Raw genomic sequence first — 20580 nt, 5'->3', positions numbered from 1 at the left:
GCTATTAGATCGATTCGATTACATCGTTATGCGAAGTATTTGAATGATCGATGGCGAGATCGGCAGGTTCCGCATCGAGCATGCCCATGAACGCCGCAATCAGGCGCGCGTTCGTGCGGCTTTTGAGGTGATAGAGATATTCGTGCATGACGGGACCGTCCGGCTCGATCGGCACGCTGACGAGCGCCACGCCGCGTGGCACTTCGCCCGAGGACATCAGCGTGCAGCCCAGCCCGTGGCGAATCGCCTCGCAGATGGCTTCGCGGCTGCCGATTTCGATGATCGCCGCCGGTTCGACGCCGCGTCGTTTGAGCGCGGCTTCGGTGGCGTCGCGCGTGCGCGAGCCGGGCTCGCGCAGCAGCAGCGTTTCGTGTGCGAGCACGCCTAGGTCCGTACTGCGCCGCTGTGCGAGCGCATGCGCGGGATTGACCACCAGCACGAGCGAATCGCTGGCGATGCGGTGGCGCGCGAGCGCCGGGTCATCGACACGATTGGACGACACCGCGACATCGACGCGGTACTCCACCAGCGCATCGAGCACTTCCTTCGAATTGCCGACCTCGATGCCGATCTGCACGTTGGGATAACGGCGGCGAAACGCCGCGACGGCCGGGAGAATGTAGTAGGGGCCGGTCGTGCCCAGCCGGAAACTGCCCGTATCGAGTGCGCGGCCGTCGCGTAGCGCGCAGTCGATCGCCAGTTCGCTTTCCATCAGCTTGTCGATTAGCGGCATGAGCGCGGCGCCCGTCTGCGTGAGTTCCACGCGGCTGCCGCGCCGATGGAACAGCTCGACGCCATAGTGCTTTTCGAGTTGCTGGATGCGTGCGGTAACCGTGGGCTGGCTGATCGAGAGATGGCGCGCGGCGGCGGTGATGCTGCCATGCCGGACAGTTTCGTAGAAAGCGGCGACAAGCGGCGCGAGGAGCGGGGCGAGCATAGGTTCCGAACGGCAAATGGAATCGACTCTACCGTGCATGCGCGACAGTTTCGTTAAGGCGCGGATTAACGCAGAAACAGCGGGCACCGGGTTTGCGCGATGAGTAGAGGCTTTCTCGCACGCAGCACGATTTGAAGCACTCGAAAGGAGGCTCGTCATGAACGATCAGCGCAAGCGCACGGAACCCCCGCCGGCGCAAAACCATGAACTGGACGAAGATGCGAAGGTGAAGCATCCGCGCCATGAAGGCGGCGAGCCGGTGGCGACGAAACATCCGCACGAGCCGCGCTCGGTTGGCGTCCAGGGCCACGAGGATCTGGAACGCGGTCTGGAAGACACCGACCGCTGGGGCGGCGATGCGTATCAGGAGCGCACGCAGAACGATGCTCAGGCGAACAAGAACACCCGTAACGCGAAGCGTCATTGAAACGATGCGAGTACAGACCATTGCGCGCGCTTGAACGAAGCGCGCGCAGCACTGCTAGAGCGGATCAATCGCTCTTTCCTCCACCATCCAACCCGGCGCCGCGCCGCCAGACATCCTTGCCGCGCTCGGATAGTTCGCCGCTGCTATGCGTGCTGTCCGGTTCGGTGCCGTGGACGGCCATATCGCCGCCCGGCGGCTCCTGGGCGCGCTGCTTCTCATGCTTGCGCTGTGCAACGCGATCGTCCTGTGAGCGTCCTGCGTAGTCGGTCATGGCTTTCTCCTGGATCTAACGGATCGACAAGATCACACCGCATAATGCGCATCGCGCGTACCCTGGGCGGCTTGGACGCACCATCACAGCCCGGCAATGCGATGCAGCAGATCGAGCAGTTGCGCAACCGCAAAAGGCTTGCGCAAAAAACCGTCGACATCGGCATCCGGCGGCGGCGTCACGATGGCGGACACCAGCACGAGCGGCACATCGACAAGGCGGCTGCTGCGGCGCATTTCGCGCATCAGCGAGAGGCCGTCCATGCGCGGCATCATGCAATCGGAAATGACGACATCGGGCGGATCGGCCAGCGCGCTCTTTAGCGCCACCGAGCCGTCTTCGGCGGTTCTTACCCGATAGCCTTCCTGTCCGACCAGTTCCTTGAGTGCGTTGAGCGCATTGATATCGTCGTCGACGAGTAAAACAGTAGCCATACGTCGTTTGCCTGAGCGGCGCGCACCGGCCGCCTGGTGGTGGGCGACTCCGTGCATGCCTTTGTTCTTCGCGATCGGCTCCTGCCGTTGATTTTTCCCGCGCGGACGAGGGCCGACCGGATCGGACTTGTGCCCGACCGACGTGCGCTTTACGGCAGCAACTTCCGTTCCCGTGGTTTTCATCTGCGTCATGAGGCCTCCCTGAATCTCGCTGGACGGCGTCAGCCCGGCACGTCGCGGCGCGGCTGGGCGCGCGCGTCGAGTCCCGCGACGATCGAAGCCGACACTTCCGGGAAACTGCCGAACGCTTCGTCAGGCAGACGGCGCAGCGCTTCCATCACGTCGATATCCGCGTGCTGATGGCCGGCTGCGTCGATCAGCGTGGGCGGGTGCGCGGGATAAGACACGCCGTCGACGGCGCGCTGCACGCGTTCGACCAGCGCCTCGCGCGGATTGTCCGGCGGGGAATCGGAGGCAGTGGTTGCGGTAGACATGAGCGTCTCCTGCGATTGATCTGCCCATTACTCAGCAGTTGCTGTTCCCGTCGATCGATATGGCCGCTCATGCGTTGGTGCGCAATGCATAAAATCCGAATACCGAAATAATTCATCGAGAATTAGATGTGCATGCAATCGAATTCATAAAACATCATGAAATTCAGACCGGAATAATTTACTGAATAAGCGCTCTGACAATCCTTAACGAAAGGAAAGGCATAAATTCATATGCCGACACCATATTTCTAAAGTTTCTGCCCTAAACTGATGCGAGCCCTATTTCGCCTGCACGCGATGGCGCGCGCCATTCATGCTAGATCCCGTCAATATCCTCCTCGTTACGGTGCTTTCGAGCATCATGAGTCTTGCCATTCTCGGTTCGCTGCGGCCTGCGGCGATTCCGGGCGTGAGCCGCTGGATCGGCGCTTATGTGTGGGCGAGCGTGGCGCTCGTGCTGACGGGCATGCAGCGCCTGGGTGTGCCGTTCATCACGATCCTCGTTTCCAATACCTTGCTCGCGATGGCCGTGACGCGCGTGCTGGAAGGCTGCCGCGAATTCTTCGGGCTGCGTCCGCGTGCGCCGCTCGCCTGGGCCGGTTGCGCGCTGGTCGCGGCGGGCAGCGCCTGGTGGTGCTGGGCGCAGCCAAGCCTGGGTGCGCGCATCGCACTGGTCTCGGCATTTCATGCGTCGATCTACGCGGTGGTCGGCTGGATGGCGCTGCGTTACCGGCCGCCGGGCCGCCCGGTCTACAGCTATCGTTTCGTCACCACATCGGCATGGCTGGGCGGCTGCGCGCACGGCTTGCGCGGCGTGGTGTATGGCGCGGGCCTCGTCGAGCAGACCACGCTGCTGGCGGCCACGCCGCTGAACGTCGTCTGGCTCGCGCTGGGGATTCTGGTGCTGCCTTCGCTGTCGATCGGCATGGTGCTGCTCGCGCACGATCGCATGGCCGAGCGTCTGGAGCGCCTTGCCAATCGCGACGAACTCACGGGCGCGCTCACGCGCCGCGCCTTCCTTGCGCAGGCGCTGGCGCTGCTCGATACCGCGCGTGCGAAGGGCACGCCGGTGGTGCTCGCCATCGTCGATATCGATCATTTCAAGGGTATCAACGACCACTACGGCCACGCGGCGGGCGACCGCGCGCTGGCGCATTTCGGCCGCGTGGTGGCAACCGGCGTGCGCGAATCCGATCTGTTCGGACGCCTTGGCGGCGAGGAGTTTGCACTGCTGCTGCCCGCGATCTCGCGCGAAGATGCGGTCGTGCGGCTCGACGCACTGCGCGTGGCCGCACTGGCCGTGCGGCGCGGCGGCGATACGCCCTTGCAAGGGCAGGAATCGTTGCCTGCGCACCCATCGCAGGAGGAAACGGCGCCGCATGCGGGCCTCACGTTCAGCGCGGGCGTGGACATCCTGCAGATCGGCGACACCCTGGCCAACCTGATGGCGCGCGCCGATGCCGCGCTCTACGAGGCCAAAACGCGCGGCCGCGACCGCGTGGTGACGGCATAGTCATCGCATAGCGGCCGCGCAACCGGTGTCCTGACCCCGGTAATCGAATAGAGCCATCAGCCTTCGCCGGTGTCACAAAAAATTCAAATGAAAACCGGCAATATTGTCCGCATCGGACCTGCTTTCTAGCGCGCCAGCACAACAGGACTGCAAACCGGATCGCGCGAGCGTGACCCGCTGCGAGTCTGTCGAATCTATTTCGAAGTCCTGACTCAACGCTGGCAGTCATGCGAAATGAATGCCAAAAAACGCGCTAAGCCCGATGGCTTATGCGATACAACAGGGCGCAATCGTTTCACTATTCAAACAGCATCTCGTTGCGGACGAAATCAGTCACGTCGCTGTTTTTAAAGGATAATTATCAAAAGGTGTGGGTGACGTTCCATGCAACGTTCATTCCAGCCGGCCGCGCGGCCCTGCATTCGCGCAGCTTTGGCAGACACCGCATTCTTCGGGCAGGCGTCTCTTCCTTGGTACCCAGTGGCGATCACGCAAAGCGGGATTCGTACGGATGTCGAGGCGCCCGCCCACGGCGTCGAGCGAGTCCGTTCGCCTGCGAAACCGCTGCCTTGCGTGCGCGTTCGCGCGAATACCCGTGCGCATGAGCTTGCCCTCGTGCGCGTGAGCGCCGGACGCATCAAAGGGAGACGGCGCGCCCCGGGCCGCAAGGCCCGGCCGGTTGCGCCGGGTGGTTCCGCGCGCTGTAGCGCGCCGCGCACGTGTTGGTGCGCCCGTGCCTGTGTTCATGCGACACACGCACGCGGGTGCACCCGTGTCTGCTGGCGCAGCCGGCGCGGGGCCTGTCTCCATGCGCGCGTCCGTCGCGTGTCGTGCGCCCTGCGCGCGCTCATCCGTCTTTGTTATTTCTGCATTCAAACGCCCATTGCCGGTGTGGCCGCGCTACGTCCGTGCGCGTGTGCCAGGCCGGCGTGGGCTTATTACCGGCCTGCCATCCCAAAGGTTCTTTGACGGGACGTCGCCTGCGGGGAGGCGGCCATCAACCACTGGAGCCTGAGATGCAAACGACTAATAACAATTGGCGGGATGCGCACAACAACGACGCCGCACTGCCGGCTTTCCTCGCCGCGCGTGTGGACCGCTACTACGGGGAGCGCGTGCAGCAGAGCTGGGCGGGCGGTCACATCATGCGCGGCCGCGTGCCTGACGCCAATGCGCTGCATCTGTCGAGCAACGATTATCTGTCGATCGCGCGCCATCCTGAGATTGTCGATGCGATGGCCAGCAGTATCCGCAACGAAGGCAACGGCCTGCTGATGTCAGGCGTGTTCCTGCATGGCGACGATTGTCCGCAACTGCAGCTCGAAGACGCATTTGCGCGCTATATGGGCGCTGAAACCAGCGTTTTGTGCCAGTCGGGTTTCGCGGCCAACACCGGGCTGATCCAGTCGATCGCGAACGCGCAGACGCCGGTTTACGTCGACATGATGGCGCATATGTCGCTCTGGGAAGGCGTCCGCAGCGCGGGCGCCAAGGCGATCAGTTTCTTCCACAACGATGTCGAGCATCTCGAACAGCGCATCCTGCGATATGGGCCGGGCATCGTGATCGTCGATTCGGTGTACAGCACCAATGGCAGCGTCTGCCCGCTGCAGGCCTTCGCAGATGTCTGCGCCGCGCACGATTGCGTGTTCGTGGTCGACGAATCGCATTCGCTCGGCACGCACGGTCCGCATGGCGCGGGAATGGTCGCCGAACTGGGCCTCACCGACCGCGTGCATTTCCGCACCGCGAGCCTCGCGAAAGCTTTCGCGGGGCGCGCCGGCATCGTCACGTGTTCGCGCCGTTTCCAGGAATACTTCAAATGCGAGGCCTTGCCGGCGATCTTCAGCTCGACGTTGCTGCCGCACGAAACGGCGGGGTTGGCGGCCACGCTGGCCGTGATCCAGCGCGACGACTGGCGTCGCGCGCGCGTAGCGGCGAACGCGCGTTATCTGCGCTCGAGGCTCACCGATCTGGGCTACAACCTGAATGGAAGTGAGACGCAAATCATCGCGCTCGAAGCCGGGCCGGAGCCGCAAACCATTGTGTTGCGCGATGCGCTGGAAGCGCGCGGCATCTTCGGTTCGGTGTTCTGCGCGCCGGCCACGGCGCAGAACCGCTCGCTGGTGCGGCTCTCGATCAATGCAGCGCTGGCGGAGTCGGAACTGGAGCGGCTCGTGGATGTCTGCGAAGCGATTCGCGACGAAGTGCAGATGTGGAACTGGCCGTCCACACGCCGTCTGATGGAGCGCGGCGCAGGCCGCGTGCGCGTGCTTCAGGCACCGACACTGGTGAATCTGCCGGTGGCAGCGTGAAGTAGCGCGTTTCCGCCTTGAAGGGGCGGGTGTGGAAGTCTCAGTGAGAGTTCCACGCCGCCTGAATCTCGCGGTCGAGCCGGTTCAGGTAGGCGTCGTAGGGCAGCACGTTGTCCAGCGCGAGACCCGCAGGCTTCTTGACGATTGCATAGGTATAACGGCGATCGCTTTCGAATACCGATGCCGGATGCATGTACGGCTGCCATTCCACGCATTGCGACGGATAGTAGCCTTCGGTGCGCCAGAAGTAGGGCACGCTGCGATGGTTGTCGATCTCGTCGAGAAACGCGGCTTGCGCGCCCTGTTCGACGGCGATTTCACGCACGCCACGCAGCGATTCGTCGGTGTGCAGGATCAGCAGATACGCCGTACCTTGGGCATCGAACATCAGCAGTCCGTGAGGTTGATAAGACAGATAGTGTTCGACGATACCCAGCGTTTCGAAGATGCCCTGCACATGCTTCGCGAGCCCGACGTCCTTGAGAAACGCATATTCCGATACCGCAAGCGCATCGAGCACCGTGCCGCAGGTCTTGTCGAAGAACGCGCTTTGCATATCGCGGATCGTCTGATTGAGGGTTTCCACTGCATCGACTTCATGCTTGCGGATAAAGCGGTCGATCACACCCTCGTTGAAACTCTTCACGGCCACATGTTCGTCGGCCTTGCCGGTCAGCACGATTTTCTTGATCGCCGGATTGGCAAGACGACGGCAGAATTCGATGCCGTTCAGCTCCGGCATGTCGTAATCGACCACGACGACCGAAACCGATTCGAAGCGCGCAGGCCGGTGCACCAGCGAGCGGATTGCATCCACGCGCATGGCAATCACCTGATGCGCATCGTTTTCTTCGGTGCGGTCCAGATAGGGGCTGAAAATGGGCGATGCAGGCTGATCCAGCGCAGCACGTCCATTCAGAAAGCGCAGCGCATCCGCAGGCGAACTGAAGAGGCGAAACGCCAGCTCCGGATCGAGTTGCAGGCTCAGATTCGACAGGAACGCCGCGCTGTCGTCGACGAACGCGGCAGTGGTCGGCCAGGAGAGGGGCTGAATGGATTTCGGAGTGGCTTTCGTCATGGCGCAGGGAATGTCAAAACGAACTCGGTGTACTTGCCTTTCACCGAAGAGCAGGCAATTGCTCCCCCCATCGCTTGCATGACATCGCGGCAGAATGCCAGCCCGATTCCTGCTCCGAGCGACACGTCATCGGTGGCGGTGGATGAAGTATAAAAGCGGGTAAAGATGTGCGGCAAGACTTCGGACGAAATACCCGCACCTGTATCGCTAAAAATCAGCCGATTGAACTGTTTGGCACTTTCGAGCCTGATCGATATATGCGCGCCTTCGATACTGCCCATATGTCGAAATGCATTTTTCATCAAATTGAACAGCACGTGGACAGTGAGCATTTCCGAACCGTCGAATTCGAAATCAGGCCGTAGATTGCAATGCACGCGTGCGCGATCGCCTTCGCGAAACGGATAACGCGCGAGTGCGGTTTCGACGCAATGCGCAATCGAACACGACGTTGCGTTTTGCATGGCGCCGCCTGTGAAACGCGCGGTCGCGAGCAGCATGTCGATGATTGCATTCGAATGCAACGCTTCCTGTTCGATACGGCTCACAACGCCTTGCATCGAATGCAGATGCGCCACGCGTATTTTCGGCACGGCCAGACGGCTGCGCTGGGCTAATGCATAGGTATCGAGCAGCGCAGGCAGGTAGCGCATGAGACCTGCCGCGCCCACGCGAATCGCCACCAGCGGCGTGCGCAGTTCGTGCGCCACGCTGCCTGCGGTGGCCAGCATGGCGCGCTCCTGTTCGATCTGGATACGGTCCTGATCGTAATTGGCCACCGCGCCGATCGCCACCGCGAACGAGAAAATCGCCAGATGCGTGAGATAGTTCGCATTCAGCACGATTGGATCGGTCGTGAGCACATAGGCGAGCAGAGCGAGGCCGATGCCCACGAGAAACTGCAGCACCAGCATCAGCCAGTCGAGCAGCAGCACCATCACGAAGGCCGCGATCAGCGCGCTTTCGACCCACACGTCATTGCCGTTGTTCTTCAGCAGCATGAAGGTGAAGAAGAACGGCAGCGCGTAAAGCGTGGCCAGATACCAGTACCACGGCAAAATCTTTTTGACGGACGCCGGCCAGCGCTCGAAAGCGAGAACCGGCACGAACAGCAATGCGCCGATCAAACGCAGCCAGAGGTTTTCATACGGCTGCGGAAAGAGGTCCTTCCAGACATAGTAATAAAGCGGGAAGCCGATACTGGCGACCACCGCGAGCGGCCGCATGCGCCTTTTTACGTACTGGAGGTTGCGCAGCGCGGGTGCGAAAGCGTACGCCACGCGCGGTCTCAACGACGCCCAGCCGCGCCGCGCGCGCGACGTGAATCTCGATACGTTCATCAGGGTGGAATCGCTCATGTTTCGATGCCGGAATTCGATGCCGCGTAAATCGTCGCCTGGGTTGCAATGCACGGGCTGACGTTCGCTGATGCACGTTCCATTCCGGCCTGCGGTTCTGCTGCCTTGCTGGTGCCTGACTGCGGCTTTGCTGCGTGCGGCCGGGTGGTCTCCCGTGGATGTCTCGCTGGCGCGCCGCTTGCGCCGTGGCCGCGCACGGGTCACGACAGTGGTCATGACGGCCAGTGCAGACGATACCTCATTGTGACCTGCCGATGTGGCGTGGCCAGGGCCGCAGTGACACATTTTGGCAAGCTGCGCGTGATAACGCGCCAGTTCGATGCAGTGCGCATCGAATGGTCTGCGGATAGAAACAGCGGGGGATCAGCGTTGCGGGCGTGCGTCGTGCTCGTGCATCAATGCGGCGATGGCATCGTCCAGCGCCTCGCGCGCGTCGCGATGCGGCGAGTGTCCGCCCGCTTCGAGCGTCAGCACGCGCGCATGCGGCACCTGCGTGCCGATGGCCTCGATCTGCGCGAGCGTGCCGTATTGGTCGTCGCGCGCCTGCACGGCGAGCAGCGGGGCGCGAATCGACGCAATCTCGCCGACGATGTTCCACGCGCGAAAAGCCGGATCGAGCCAGATGTCATTCCAGCCGTAGAACGCGGATTCCACGTCGTCGTGATAACGCGCGAGCCTGGCGCGCAGCCCGGCGCGCAGCCCGTCGGTTTCGAAGGCGTTTTTTGCTGCGCGGATGCCCTCGACGGAAATGTCCTCGACAAAAACATGTGGCGCGATCACGACGGCACCGGCCAGCGCGTCGGCGAAGCGCGCCGCATACAGCAGGGCGATCGATGCGCCGTCGCTATGGCCGATCAACCACATCTGCGTTCGCTCGTGCGCGCCGATGCCGATGGCATCGAGCAAGGCGGGCAGCACGTCGTGCGCCTGCCGCGCCATGAAATCGACCGGCCAGCGTTGCGCATGCGCGCGCGGCGTGGAGCGCCCATAGCCCGGCCGCGAATAGACGAGCCCGCGCAGCCCGAGCCGTTCGCACAGCGCATGCGGCCAGTCCTTCCACATCGCCACGGAGCCCAGTCCTTCGTGCAGAAACACGGCGAGCGGCGCGTGCGCCTGCGTCACGCCAACCCAGCGATATTCGATCGTGCAGGCCCCGCGCGCGCCCTGGGCCGCGAGTTCGGCGAAGCGGCTGTCGCTCATGCCGATCCGCCCGGCGTCTGGAACTGTTCGCGCAGGCGAAAGCGCTGGATCTTGCCCGTGGCGGTCTTGGGCAGATCGTCGACGAACAGGATGTCGCGCGGATATTTATGTGGCGCGAGCCGCGTCTTCACGAAGGCTTTGAGCGTCAGCGCGAGATCGGCAGGGGCGGTCTGGGCGGCGCGCGCCTCGGGCTTGAGCACGACGAACGCGCAGGTTTTCACGAGCCCGTCCTGCTCGACGCCGATCACGGCCGCTTCGAGCACCGCTTCGTGCTGCACGAGCGCCATTTCGACTTCGATCGGCGAGACGTACTGGCCGCTGACCTTGAGCATGTCGTCGCTGCGGCCCGCGTAGACGTAGCAGCCGCCCGGCTGACGCTGGTATTTGTCGCCGCTTCTGACCCAGTCGCCCTGGAAGGTCGCGCGCGATTTTTCGCGATTGTTCCAGTACATCAGCGCGGCGCTCGGGCCGCGAATATAAAGATCGCCGATTTCGCCATCGGGCACGGGCCGGCCCGCTTCGTCGCGCAGCTCGATCTCGTAGCCCGGTACCGGGCGGCCCGTGGTGCCGTATTCGACTTCGCCGGGACGGTTCGAGAGAAAGATATGCAGCATCTCCGTGGAGCCGATGCCATCGAGAATATCGCTGCCGAAATGACGGCTGAAACGCTCGCCGATCTCGCGCGGCAAGGCTTCGCCGGCCGAGGTGCAGATGCGCAGCGCGACGTCGGTGCGCGCCGGCAGCGCGGGCGAGGCCATCATGCTCGCGTAGAGCGTGGGCACGCCGTAGAAGATCGTCGGGCGATGCCGGACGAGACGCGCGAAGACGGCGTCGGCGGTCGGGCGCTCCGCCATCAGCACGGTGGTCGCGCCCACGGAGAGCGGGAATGTCAGGGCATTGCCCAGCCCGTAGGCGAAGAACAGCTTTGCGGCGGAAAACACCACGTCGCTTTCGCGGATGCCGAGTATCGGTTTCGCATAGTTCTCCACGGTCCAGTAGAGATTCGCGTGCGTATGCACGGTGCCCTTGGGTTTGCCCGTCGAGCCGGACGAATAGAGCCAGAAGGCGATGTCGTCGCAGCCGGTGGGTGCGGCGCGGGTGGCGGGCGGGGCGGACTCGATCAGTTCGTGCAGGAGATGGTATTCGCGCGCTTCGGGTTTTAAAGCGTCGGACTCTAAAGCCTCGGGCGGCTGGGAAACGACCAGCAGGCAATCGCTGCCATGCGCCTCATCGAGCGCGGCGCTCACGACCGGCCATAGCGCGCCCGAAGCGATCACCAGGCGCGCGCGGCTGTGCGAGAGCATATACACATAGTCGGCGGGCGTGAGCAGCGTGTTGACCAGCACCGGCACGACGCCCGCGTGCAGCGCGCCAAGAAAGGCCACGGGCAACTCGACGGTATCGAGCATGATCAGCAGGATGCGTTCTTCGGCACGCACGCCGAGCGCGCGCAGCGCAGCGGCAAAGCGCAGGGCACGCGCTTCGAGTTCGCCGTACGCGAGCGTGCCGTGATCGTCGATATAGGCGGTCTGGGTGCTGCGCGCCGCGTTGAGCGCGAACAGGTGTGCCGCGAAGTTGAACTGCGCGGGAGGCGGCGCGGCCGCCGCTACGCATTCGCGCGCCGCAAGCGGCGGCGCTGCCTGAATATCCACGTTGCTGTCTCCGCTGTCTTTCGTCGGCTCGCGTCGCGGGCGGACGGTTGTCGTTGTGAGCGCTACGGTATCGGGGGATGGCTGGGAGATTCGAATTGATACGGATTGCCTGGTAAATAGGTATTGGCGAGTATTTGCCCGCCTACCGGCCACCTGCCGATGCCGTGCAGGCGGCGTCGCAGAGAGCTGTGATCCGGCCGGGGAATCCTTGCGCGGGCTGGGGTCTCCTTGGCGGGTTTGTCGTTTGGACGACTTTTATCGGAAAATCAGGGACCAACAAGGTGCGTGTCAAGCACTATAGTACATAAAACCAGGTTGAGAGGCCTCTGAAGATGAAGCAAACGTATATCGCCGAATCGCCGGCGAGCGACGTGACGGACAACGCCCAGGCCCGCGAGGGGGCCGAAGCGGCAAGCGGCGCGCGCAGCGAGCGTGATCCTTTCCTGACCGCGATGGGCGAGCGCGTGCGCATGCTGCGCGCGCGCCGCGGCATGACGCGCAAGGCGCTGGCGGCGGAAACGGGGCTCTCCGAGCGCCATCTGGCGAATCTGGAGTCGGGCGTGGGCAACGCCTCGGTGCTGGTCCTGCGGCAGATCGCGGCCACGCTGAACTGCGCGCTGGCCGAAGTGATCGGCGATGTCACGACTTCATCGGCGGAATGGTTGTTGATCCGCGAATTGCTGCAGGGGCGTGATCCGGCCGCCTTGCAGCGCGCGCGCGTGGCGCTGGCGGACATGTTCGCGCAAACGCCCGCCGACCCGCATCGCAACGAACGCATCGCGCTGATCGGTCTGCGCGGCGCGGGCAAATCCACCTTCGGGCGGATGCTGGCGCAGGAACTCAAGGTGCCGTTCGTCGAACTCACGCGCGTGATCGAGCAACTGGCCGGCTGCCCGCCGGCGGAAATCCATTCGCTATATGGCGCGAGCGCGTATCGCCGCTACGAGCAGCGCGCGCTGGACGCCGTGATCGCCGAACATGCGCGCGCCGTGATCGCCTTGCCGGGCGGGCTGGTGTCGGAGCCGGCGACCTTCAATACCTTGCTCGCGCACTGCTTCACGGTCTGGTTGCAGGCCGCGCCGGAAGACCATATGCGCCGCGTGATCGCGCAAGGCGATCTGCGCCCGATGTCGGGCAATAACGAGGCGATGGACGATCTCAAGCGCATTCTCGCGGGCCGCAGCGAGCTTTATGGCCGCGCGGATATGCGTTTCGATACCAGCGAAAAAACGCTTGCCGATGCCTATCTGCAACTGCGCGACCGGCTGGCGGCGCGGCTGGGCGCGGAGCCCGTGCGTATCGATTGAAGCCGGGCGGGTGCGCAGATGCATTTTGCTTCATGGTTTACCCGTCGCGCGTCACAATATGCACTAAAGTGCTTTACATGGGTTGGGTACTGCACTATCGTTCAATGAAACGAGAGGCACATTCCCGCAATGTTCTCGATACCGGAGACGCCCATGGCCGCCGCAGACACGCCTGTCGCCCCGCCGCCTGTCCAGTCCGCTTCATCCGTTCCTCACTCCAGCGAAGCGGCCCGCACCCAGCGGGTCGATTACCGCACCGATCCCTCGCAGTATCGCCACTGGACCTTGAGCGTCGATGGCGTCGTCGCGACGCTCGGCATGGATGTCGCCGAAGACGGCGGAATTCGCGAGGGTTACCGGCTCAAGCTGAATTCGTACGATCTGGGCGTCGATATCGAGCTCTACGACGCGTTGCAGCGCATTCGCTTCGAACATCCGCAGGTGCGCAGCGTCGTCGTGACGAGTCTCAAGGAGCGCGTGTTCTGCTCGGGCGCGAACATTTTCATGCTGGGCCTTTCCACGCACGCGTGGAAGGTCAACTTCTGCAAGTTCACCAACGAAACGCGCAACGGCATCGAGGATTCGTCGCGGCATTCGGGGCTCAAATTCATTGCTGCCGTGAACGGCGCCTGTGCGGGCGGCGGTTATGAACTGGCGCTCGCGTGCGATGAAATCCTGCTGGTGGACGATCGCTCATCGACGGTCGCGTTGCCGGAAGTACCGTTGCTCGGCGTGCTGCCCGGCACGGGCGGTCTCACGCGCCTGACCGACAAACGCAAGGTGCGTCACGACCGCGCCGATATTTTCTGCACCGTGGCCGAAGGCATCCGCGGCGAGCGCGCGAAAGCGTGGCGTCTCGTCGACGATGTGATCAAGCCGAACCGTTTCGCCGACACCGTGTGTGCGCGCGCACTTGCGCTGGCCGCGCAGAGCGATCGTCCCGCCGACGCGCAAGGCGTCGCGCTCACGCGTATCGAGCGAGTCGAACATGAAGGTGGATTGAGCTACGCGACTGTCGACGTATCGATCGATCGCGCGAAGCGCACGGCGACGTTCACCGTGAAGGCGCCGGATCTTTCGGCGTCGCCATTGCCGGAAAGCGTCGATGCGATCGTTGCCGCCGGAGCCGCATGGTGGCCGCTGCGCGTCGCGCGCGAACTCGACGATGCGATTCTCTCGATGCGCAGCAACGAACTGGAAATCGGCAGCTGGATTCTGAAAACAGCGGGCGATGCGCGCGCCGTGCTGGCGGCCGATGCGGCCTTGCTTGCGCATCGCGATCACTGGTTCGTGCGCGAGACGATCGGCATGTTGCGCCGCACGCTCGCGCGTATCGATGTGTCTTCGCGCTCGCTGTTCGCACTGATCGAACCGGGCTCGTGCTTTGCCGGCACGCTGGCCGAACTCGCGTTTGCGGCGGATCGCAGCTATATGGCGGCGCTGCCGTCGAACCAGGACGAAGAGCCGGTTATTACGCTATCCGAAGCAAATTTCAGTCTGTATCCGATGGTCACGCAGCAGTCGCGACTGGCGCGGCGTTTCTATGAGGAAGCCGAGCCGCTCGACGCTGCGCGTGCGCAGATCGGCCATGCGCTCAAGCCGCTGGAAGCCGAAGCGCTCGGGCTGATCACCGCCGCGCCCGACGATATCGATTGGGCCGACGAAATCCGCATCGCGCTGGAAGAGCGCGCCGCGATGTCGCCGGATGCGCTCACCGGCCTGGAAGCCAACCTGCGCTTCAATGGCGTGGAAACGATGGAGACGCGCATATTCGGGCGTCTTTCGGCGTGGCAGAACTGGATTTTCAATCGCCCCAACGCTGTTGGCGAGAAAGGCGCGCTCAAGGTGTACGGCAAGGGCAGCAAGGCGCAATTCGATCCCACGCGCGTTTGATTGCGCACGCAAGGAACCGACATGTCCACGATCCCGTCGACGATCAACTATAGCGACAAGATTCCGAACAACGTCAATCTCGCCGATGACCGCGCGCTGCAGCGCGCGCTCGAACAATGGCAGCCGAACTTTCTCTCGTGGTGGGGCGACATGGGACCGGAAGGCTCGCACGGTTTCGACGTTTATCTACGCACCGCAGTGAGCGTGGACGCAGGCGGCTGGGCGCATTTCGATCACGTGAAAATGCCCGATTATCGCTGGGGTATTTTCCTCGCGCCGGGCGATGCGGACCGCAAGATTCACTTTGGCGCGCACAAGGGCGAGGCCGCGTGGCAGGACGTGCCGGGCGAGCATCGCGCGAACCTGCGCCGCATTATCGTCACGCAAGGCGATACGGAACCGGCTTCCGTCGAGCAGCAGCGGCATCTGGGGTTGACCGCGCCATCCATGTACGATCTGCGCAATCTCTTCCAGGTGAATGTGGAAGAGGGGCGGCATTTGTGGGCGATGGTTTATCTGCTGCATCGACACTTTGGCCGTGATGGTCGTGAGGAAGCCGAAGCATTGCTGGAGCGTCGTTCAGGCGACGACGACAACCCACGCATCCTCGGCGCGTTCAACGAAAAAACGCCGGACTGGCTGGCGTTTTTCATGTTCACCTATTTCACCGATCGCGACGGCAAGTTCCAGCTTTCCGCGCTGGCCGAATCGGGCTTCGATCCGCTTGCCCGCACCACGAAATTCATGCTGACCGAAGAGGCGCACCATATGTTCGTGGGCGAATCGGGCGTCTCGCGCGTGGTGCAGCGCACGGCGCAGGTCATGAACGAACTCGGCACCGACGATGCGAAGCGCCTGCGCGAAGCGGGCGTGATCGATCTGGAAACGATTCAGCGCTACCTGAATTTCCACTACTCGGTAACGATCGACCTGTTCGGCGCCGATCATTCGTCGAATGCGGCCACGTTTTACAGCGCGGGCCTCAAGGGACGCTACGAAGAAACAAAGCGCGACGACGACCATCAACTCGAAGGCCAGACCTATCGCCTGCTCGACGTGCAGGACGGCAAACTCGTCGAACGTGAGGTGCCGATGCTCAACGCCATGAACGAAGTCCTGCGCGACGATTACATCAAGGATTCGGTGGCGGGTGTGAACCGCTGGAACAAGGTGCTGGAGAAGGCGGGTATTGCGTTGCGGCTGAGTGTGCCGCACAAGGCGTTCAACCGGCGTATTGGTACGTTTGCGGGCGTGCGCGTCGCGCCGGATGGCCGCGTGATCGACGAAGCGCAATGGGCCGCGAACGAGGCGAACTGGCTGCCCACCGCCGATGACCGCGCGTATGTGGCCTCGCTCATGGGGCGCGTGGTCGAGCCCGGCAAGTTCGCCAACTGGATCGTGCCGCCTGCGATGGGCATCAATCGCCAGCCCGTCGATTTCGACTATGTGCGCTTCGATTGAATCGATGTTCTTATGGATACTCCCGTTGATACGCTCAGGCAGCATCTGATCGATCCTGAGATCTGCATTCGCTGCAATACTTGCGAAGAGACCTGCCCGATCGATGCGATTACGCACGACGGCGTCAATTACGTCGTCAAGGCCGAGGTCTGCAACGGCTGCATGGCATGCGTGCCGCCGTGCCCGACCGGGGCGATCGACAATTGGCGCACCGTGCTTAAGAGCGCGGCTTATAGCCTCGACGATCAATTCGGCTGGGACGAATTGCCCGCGCAGAATGCAGCCGTGCCGCAACTGGCGCAGGAAACCGCCACCGCGGATGCGCGCGAAGATGCACCGGTTGCCGCGTCGGATACCGTGCGCGGATCGACGGTGCCGCCGTGGTCGGCGGCGCGGCCCTATGTGCAGCTTTACACGCACAAGACGCCCGCCACGGCGATCGTGGTCGGCAATTACCGCCTCACCGACGCCGCCGCGCCCAGCGACATCCACCATATCGTGCTGGACTTTGGCGCGCTGTCCTTTCCGGTTCTGGAAGGGCAGTCGATCGGCATTCTGCCGCCGGGTACGAGCGCCGATGGCCGCCCGCATCACGCGCGCCAGTATTCGATTGCGAGCCCGCGCGATGGCGAGCGTCCCGGTTACAACAACGTCTCGCTCACGGTCAAGCGCGTGACGCGCGAGCACAGCGATGCCACGGACGGCGTGTGTTCGAACTATCTCTGCGATCTGAAAAAGGGCGATGTCGTGACGGTGATCGGCCCGTTCGGCAACACGTTCCTGATGCCGAACCACCCGGGTTCGCATCTGCTCATGATCTGCACGGGCACCGGCTCCGCGCCGATGCGCGCGATGACGGAGTATCGGCGTCGCCGCAGGCCAGGCGAAGCGACCGGAAAACTCATGCTGTTCTTCGGCGCACGCACGAGCGAGGAATTGCCTTATTTCGGACCGCTGATGAATCTGCCGAAGGATTTTATCGATACCAATCTGGCTTTTTCGCGCACGCCCGGGCAGCCAAAACGCTATGTACAGGACGCCATGCGCGAGCGCGCCGGTGACGTCGCGCAATTGCTGAAAGACGGCAACACGCACATCTACGTGTGCGGACTCAAGGGCATGGAAGACGGCGTGCTGCAAACTCTGGCCGATATCGCCGCCGCTCACGGCATGGCATGGGCCGCGCTCTGGGAACAACTCAAACGGGAAGGGCGGCTGCACCTGGAAACGTACTGACGCGGCCGATCGAAACCTCCTGGCAAAACCGCACACAAAACCAGGCAAAAAGCATTTAAGCACGATCGTTCGCAACAAGGTAGGATGTCGGAATCGCGTGGTGCCCGGCGCGGGCGCTGCACGCTCAACCGATGGAGACCTTTTGCCCATGAACCTCGTTTCCGAACTGCCCGCTGGCCTGACCGGCCTCGAACAATTGCAGCAGATGATCAAGAACGGCCGCGTTGCGCCCATCGGCGAAACGCTGGGTTTCAAGCTGGTGGAAGTGGAGGAAGGACGCGTCGTATTCGAAGGCATGCCCGGCCTGCACGCCTATAACCCAATCGGCACGGTGCACGGCGGCTATGCGGCCACGCTGCTCGATTCGGCTTGCGGTTGCGCGGCGCACTCGCGTCTCGCGGCGAATCAGGGCTACACCACGCTCGAACTGAAGGTTGCCTATCATCGCGCGATGACGGCCAGCACAGGGCCGGTGTACGCCGAAGGCCGCGTGTTGACCATCGGCCGCCGCGCCGCGTTCGCGGAAGCGACGATCAAGGATGCGGCCGGCAAGCTCTACGCTTCGGCTACGTCCACGCTGCTGGTGTTCGAGCGCGAGGCCGGCTGACGCCTGAAGAGACACAAAGACGGCACCCAGAAGGCACCCAGAAGGCACCCAGAAGGCACCCAGAAGGCACCCAGAAGGCACCCAGAAGGCACACGGGATTCGGGCGGGTTATCGTTAGATGTATCGAGAACCCGACCCGTTTCGCCGCTGCCAGAGCACCATGGCCTGCGCTCGCCGGGGCGGCGAATCTCCTGAGCGAAGGGGGCAAGCATGGATGCTGCGCGCAGGCGCGTCGTCGCGACGCTGGGAGTGACCGCACTGGCGGCGCTGGGGCGCTTACGTGCGGTGCGGGCCGCGCCGCCGGCTGCGTCTGCATCGGCACCTGCATCGGCGCCTGCGCTCGAAACAGTCGCCACTTTCCGCGATCAATTCAGGCTCGCGGGTATCGGCGTGACGCGCACGGGCCGTGTGTTTGCCGCTGCGCCTTCTGCGCTCAAGCGCTCGCGGTTCAGCGTGGTCGAAGTCGATCTGCGCAGTGGCGCGTTGCTGCCGTTTCCTGATGCCTACTGGAATGCCTACAAGCCGCACAAGCCAGGCGACCGCCAATGGATCTGCGTGCAGGCGCTCTGGGTGGACGAGCGCGATCGACTCTGGGTACTCGATTCGTCGTTGCCTGGTGCAGACAGGCGTCTGCAGCCGCCCAAACTCATTCAATTCGATATCGATAAAGCCGCGCCCGTGCGGCCTTATACGTTTGGAAACGCCATTACGCCGGCCGATGCGCCCAACGATGTGCGTATCGATCTTCAGCACGGTTATGCCTATATCAGCATCGCGGGCAATCGTGGCGGCGTGCTGGTCGTGCGGCTGAGCGACGGACTCGCGCGGCTCGCGCTGGCGGGCGACCGTTCGGCGATGGCCGATCCTTCGCAGCATCTGGTGCTGGACGGGCGCGTGGCGCGCGGCCCGGACGGCAAGACCTTCACGATGCAGACCAACGGCATTGCGCTCTCGCCGCAGCGCGACTGGCTCTACTATCGCGCGCTCACCGACCATCACTACTGGCGCGTGCCGACCGACGCCCTGATCGACGCTACGCTCCCGGCCACCGTGCTTTCGCAGCAGGTGCAATCGCTCGGCGATTACGCGCTTGCAGCAGGCCTGTTGATGGGCGCGGACGGCACGCTATACGGTGGCGATCTCGAACATCGTTCGGTGATCGCACTTACGCCTGCGGACCGGAACGGCCAACCGGGTTTCACGCAGCGCACGCTCGTAGACGGCGCTGGTCACATCACCTGGGCCGATAGTTTCGCATTGCAGAATAATGATCTCTATTTCGCCGATTCGAACTGGCATGAACTGAATGCGTTGAATGGCTATCCGCGCAAGGATCGCGTATCGATCTTTCATATCAAGCTGCCGCCGCAACCTGTGGGACTCTTTGCGGGTTGATCGATGCAGGCGCCCGCGCCATCGAGTGGCGCGGGCCGATCAAAAGCGGCATCAGAGGGCGCCGTGCGCCTTGTCTTCGACCAGCTTCACGAGCGTGTGCAGCATGCGGTTGGCGGGCGTGGCAACGCCCAGCGCTTCGCCGCGTTGCACGACGAAACCGTTGAGATGATCGATTTCGCTGCGCTTGCCGCGTGCGAGATCCTGCGCCGTGGACGAATACTGCTCCTGCATGGTCTCGGCGATACGGCTCACGGCCGCGTCTACATCGGCGGGCAGCGTGACGCCGTCGGCCTGCGCGACGGCCTTGCATTCGGCCACCACGTCGCGCATGGCGTCGCGCACGCCCACGCCTTGCACAAGGCGACCATACGGCAATTGCGAAAGCGCCGAAAGCGCGTTGTACGCGCAGTTCAGGATCAGCTTCGACCAGAGCGCGCCGCGCACATTCGCGGAGATTTCCGTGGGCACGCCCGCAGCGATCAACGCCTGTGCGACCGCTTCGCTGCTGCGCGACGGCTCGATCACCAGTTCGCCGCGCCCGTTGTGGCGCACGTGACCGGGACCGGCCATGCCGCTCGCCACGTAGACGACGGCAGCGGCCACATCCTGCGAAATCGTCTTGCGCAGACGATCGGCGTTATCCACGCCGTTTTGCAGCGTGAGCACCAGCGCATCGGCGGGCAGATGCGCCGCGATCGACGCGCCCGCGCTTTCGGTATCGGTCGATTTCACGCAGAACAGCACGAGCTGCGCGCCAGCCACAGCGGACGCTTCCGTGCTCGCGCGCAGATGCGGCGCGCCGATGCGTTCGTCGAAAGTCTGCGCTTCGAGCCGCAGCCCGTCGCGTTCGATCGCTTCGACGTGCTGCGGACGGCCGATCAACACGACATCGTGTCCCGCGCGCGCAAGCATGCCGCCGTAATAGCAGCCCACCGCGCCTGCGCCCATGATGGCAACTTTCATCTGCATGACTCCGTGCTCAATGTCGTTGTGCGTGCAACA

At 63.4% G+C, this 20580-nt stretch carries 18 protein-coding genes; 9 read left to right on the top strand and 9 right to left on the bottom strand.

The features are described 5' to 3' along the window. Window positions 1–4 precede the first annotated feature (4 nt). Complete coding sequence (locus U5A67_RS04995; protein ID WP_321813281.1) at window positions 5–937, bottom strand: LysR substrate-binding domain-containing protein; 933 nt, start codon at window positions 935–937, stop codon at window positions 5–7. 157 nt (window positions 938–1094) lie between these two features. Between U5A67_RS04995 and U5A67_RS04990 the strand changes: the two genes are divergently transcribed. Continuing rightward, on the top strand, window positions 1095–1364 hold the full coding sequence (locus tag U5A67_RS04990; protein ID WP_205982291.1) for a hypothetical protein: 270 nt from the start codon (window positions 1095–1097) through the stop codon (window positions 1362–1364). Window positions 1365–1428: 64 nt separating this feature from the next. Here U5A67_RS04990 and U5A67_RS04985 read toward each other — a convergent pair whose 3' ends face one another. The 3 genes from U5A67_RS04985 to U5A67_RS04975 all read right to left on the bottom strand — a co-directional run bounded on the left by U5A67_RS04985 (window position 1429) and on the right by U5A67_RS04975 (window position 2563). Beyond that, window positions 1429–1635, bottom strand: a complete 207-nt coding sequence (locus U5A67_RS04985) for a hypothetical protein (RefSeq protein WP_205982292.1) — start codon at window positions 1633–1635, stop codon at window positions 1429–1431. An 83-nt stretch (window positions 1636–1718) separates the two neighbouring features. Further along, window positions 1719–2069, bottom strand: a complete 351-nt coding sequence (locus tag U5A67_RS04980; RefSeq protein WP_321813280.1) for a response regulator — start codon at window positions 2067–2069, stop codon at window positions 1719–1721. 221 nt (window positions 2070–2290) lie between these two features. Beyond that, window positions 2291–2563 (bottom strand): DUF2795 domain-containing protein, encoded by a 273-nt coding sequence (locus U5A67_RS04975; RefSeq protein WP_321813279.1) that lies wholly within the window; start codon window positions 2561–2563, stop codon window positions 2291–2293. Between the two features lie 313 nt (window positions 2564–2876). Here U5A67_RS04975 and U5A67_RS04970 point away from each other — a divergent pair, with 313 nt between their 5' ends. Next, window positions 2877–4076 (top strand): GGDEF domain-containing protein, encoded by a 1200-nt coding sequence (locus tag U5A67_RS04970; protein ID WP_321813278.1) that lies wholly within the window; start codon window positions 2877–2879, stop codon window positions 4074–4076. A gap of 1016 nt (window positions 4077–5092) precedes the next feature. Beyond that, window positions 5093–6391 (top strand): alpha-hydroxyketone-type quorum-sensing autoinducer synthase, encoded by a 1299-nt coding sequence (gene cqsA, locus U5A67_RS04965; protein WP_205982296.1) that lies wholly within the window; start codon window positions 5093–5095, stop codon window positions 6389–6391. A 40-nt stretch (window positions 6392–6431) separates the two neighbouring features. On the opposite strand, the gene U5A67_RS04960 is transcribed toward cqsA, so the two are convergent. The 4 genes from U5A67_RS04960 to U5A67_RS04945 all read right to left on the bottom strand — a co-directional run bounded on the left by U5A67_RS04960 (window position 6432) and on the right by U5A67_RS04945 (window position 11673). Continuing rightward, on the bottom strand, window positions 6432–7469 hold the full coding sequence (locus tag U5A67_RS04960; protein ID WP_205982297.1) for a response regulator: 1038 nt from the start codon (window positions 7467–7469) through the stop codon (window positions 6432–6434). Then, window positions 7466–8827 carry a HAMP domain-containing sensor histidine kinase gene (locus U5A67_RS04955; protein ID WP_321813277.1) on the bottom strand — a complete coding sequence of 454 codons (1362 nt, stop codon included), beginning with the start codon at window positions 8825–8827 and terminating at the stop codon, window positions 7466–7468. The genes U5A67_RS04960 and U5A67_RS04955 overlap by 4 nt, the downstream gene beginning before the upstream one ends. A 363-nt stretch (window positions 8828–9190) precedes the next feature. Then, a complete protein-coding gene (locus U5A67_RS04950) occupies window positions 9191–10027 on the bottom strand; it encodes an alpha/beta fold hydrolase (protein ID WP_321813276.1) in 837 nt (278 codons plus the stop codon). Next, window positions 10024–11673 (bottom strand): benzoate-CoA ligase family protein, encoded by a 1650-nt coding sequence (locus U5A67_RS04945; protein ID WP_321813402.1) that lies wholly within the window; start codon window positions 11671–11673, stop codon window positions 10024–10026. Before U5A67_RS04945 ends, U5A67_RS04950 begins: the two co-directional genes overlap by 4 nt. Window positions 11674–12011: 338 nt before the next feature. On the opposite strand from U5A67_RS04945, the gene U5A67_RS04940 reads away from it, so the two are divergent. The 6 genes from U5A67_RS04940 (at window position 12012) to U5A67_RS04915 (ending at window position 19578) form a co-directional block, all read left to right on the top strand. Continuing rightward, window positions 12012–12986 (top strand): helix-turn-helix transcriptional regulator, encoded by a 975-nt coding sequence (locus U5A67_RS04940; protein ID WP_205982299.1) that lies wholly within the window; start codon window positions 12012–12014, stop codon window positions 12984–12986. Between the two features lie 153 nt (window positions 12987–13139). Continuing rightward, complete coding sequence (boxC, locus tag U5A67_RS04935; protein WP_321813275.1) at window positions 13140–14879, top strand: 2,3-epoxybenzoyl-CoA dihydrolase; 1740 nt, start codon at window positions 13140–13142, stop codon at window positions 14877–14879. A gap of 21 nt (window positions 14880–14900) precedes the next feature. Beyond that, window positions 14901–16340 (top strand): benzoyl-CoA 2,3-epoxidase subunit BoxB, encoded by a 1440-nt coding sequence (boxB, locus tag U5A67_RS04930; RefSeq protein ID WP_321813274.1) that lies wholly within the window; start codon window positions 14901–14903, stop codon window positions 16338–16340. A gap of 12 nt (window positions 16341–16352) precedes the next feature. Further along, window positions 16353–17576: a benzoyl-CoA 2,3-epoxidase subunit BoxA gene (boxA, locus tag U5A67_RS04925; RefSeq protein WP_321813273.1), complete on the top strand. Its 1224-nt coding sequence runs from the start codon at window positions 16353–16355 to the stop codon at window positions 17574–17576. Window positions 17577–17724: 148 nt separating this feature from the next. Continuing rightward, the gene (locus U5A67_RS04920; RefSeq protein WP_205982304.1) at window positions 17725–18183 is read left to right on the top strand and encodes a PaaI family thioesterase; all 459 of its coding nucleotides are present in this window, start codon (window positions 17725–17727) and stop codon (window positions 18181–18183) included. 210 nt (window positions 18184–18393) lie between these two features. Beyond that, window positions 18394–19578: an L-dopachrome tautomerase-related protein gene (locus U5A67_RS04915; protein ID WP_321813272.1), complete on the top strand. Its 1185-nt coding sequence runs from the start codon at window positions 18394–18396 to the stop codon at window positions 19576–19578. A gap of 51 nt (window positions 19579–19629) precedes the next feature. On the opposite strand, the gene U5A67_RS04910 is transcribed toward U5A67_RS04915, so the two are convergent. Then, entirely contained in the window at window positions 19630–20541 is a 912-nt protein-coding gene (locus U5A67_RS04910; RefSeq protein ID WP_321813271.1) for a 2-dehydropantoate 2-reductase, read from the bottom strand. Window positions 20542–20580: the final 39 nt, after the last annotated feature.

The organism is Paraburkholderia sp. J69-1 (assembly GCF_905220255.1).
Taxonomy (GTDB): domain Bacteria; phylum Pseudomonadota; class Gammaproteobacteria; order Burkholderiales; family Burkholderiaceae; genus Paraburkholderia.
The sequence above is the reverse complement of the archived record's forward strand: the minus strand, read 5'-3'. Positions and strand labels throughout refer to the sequence as shown.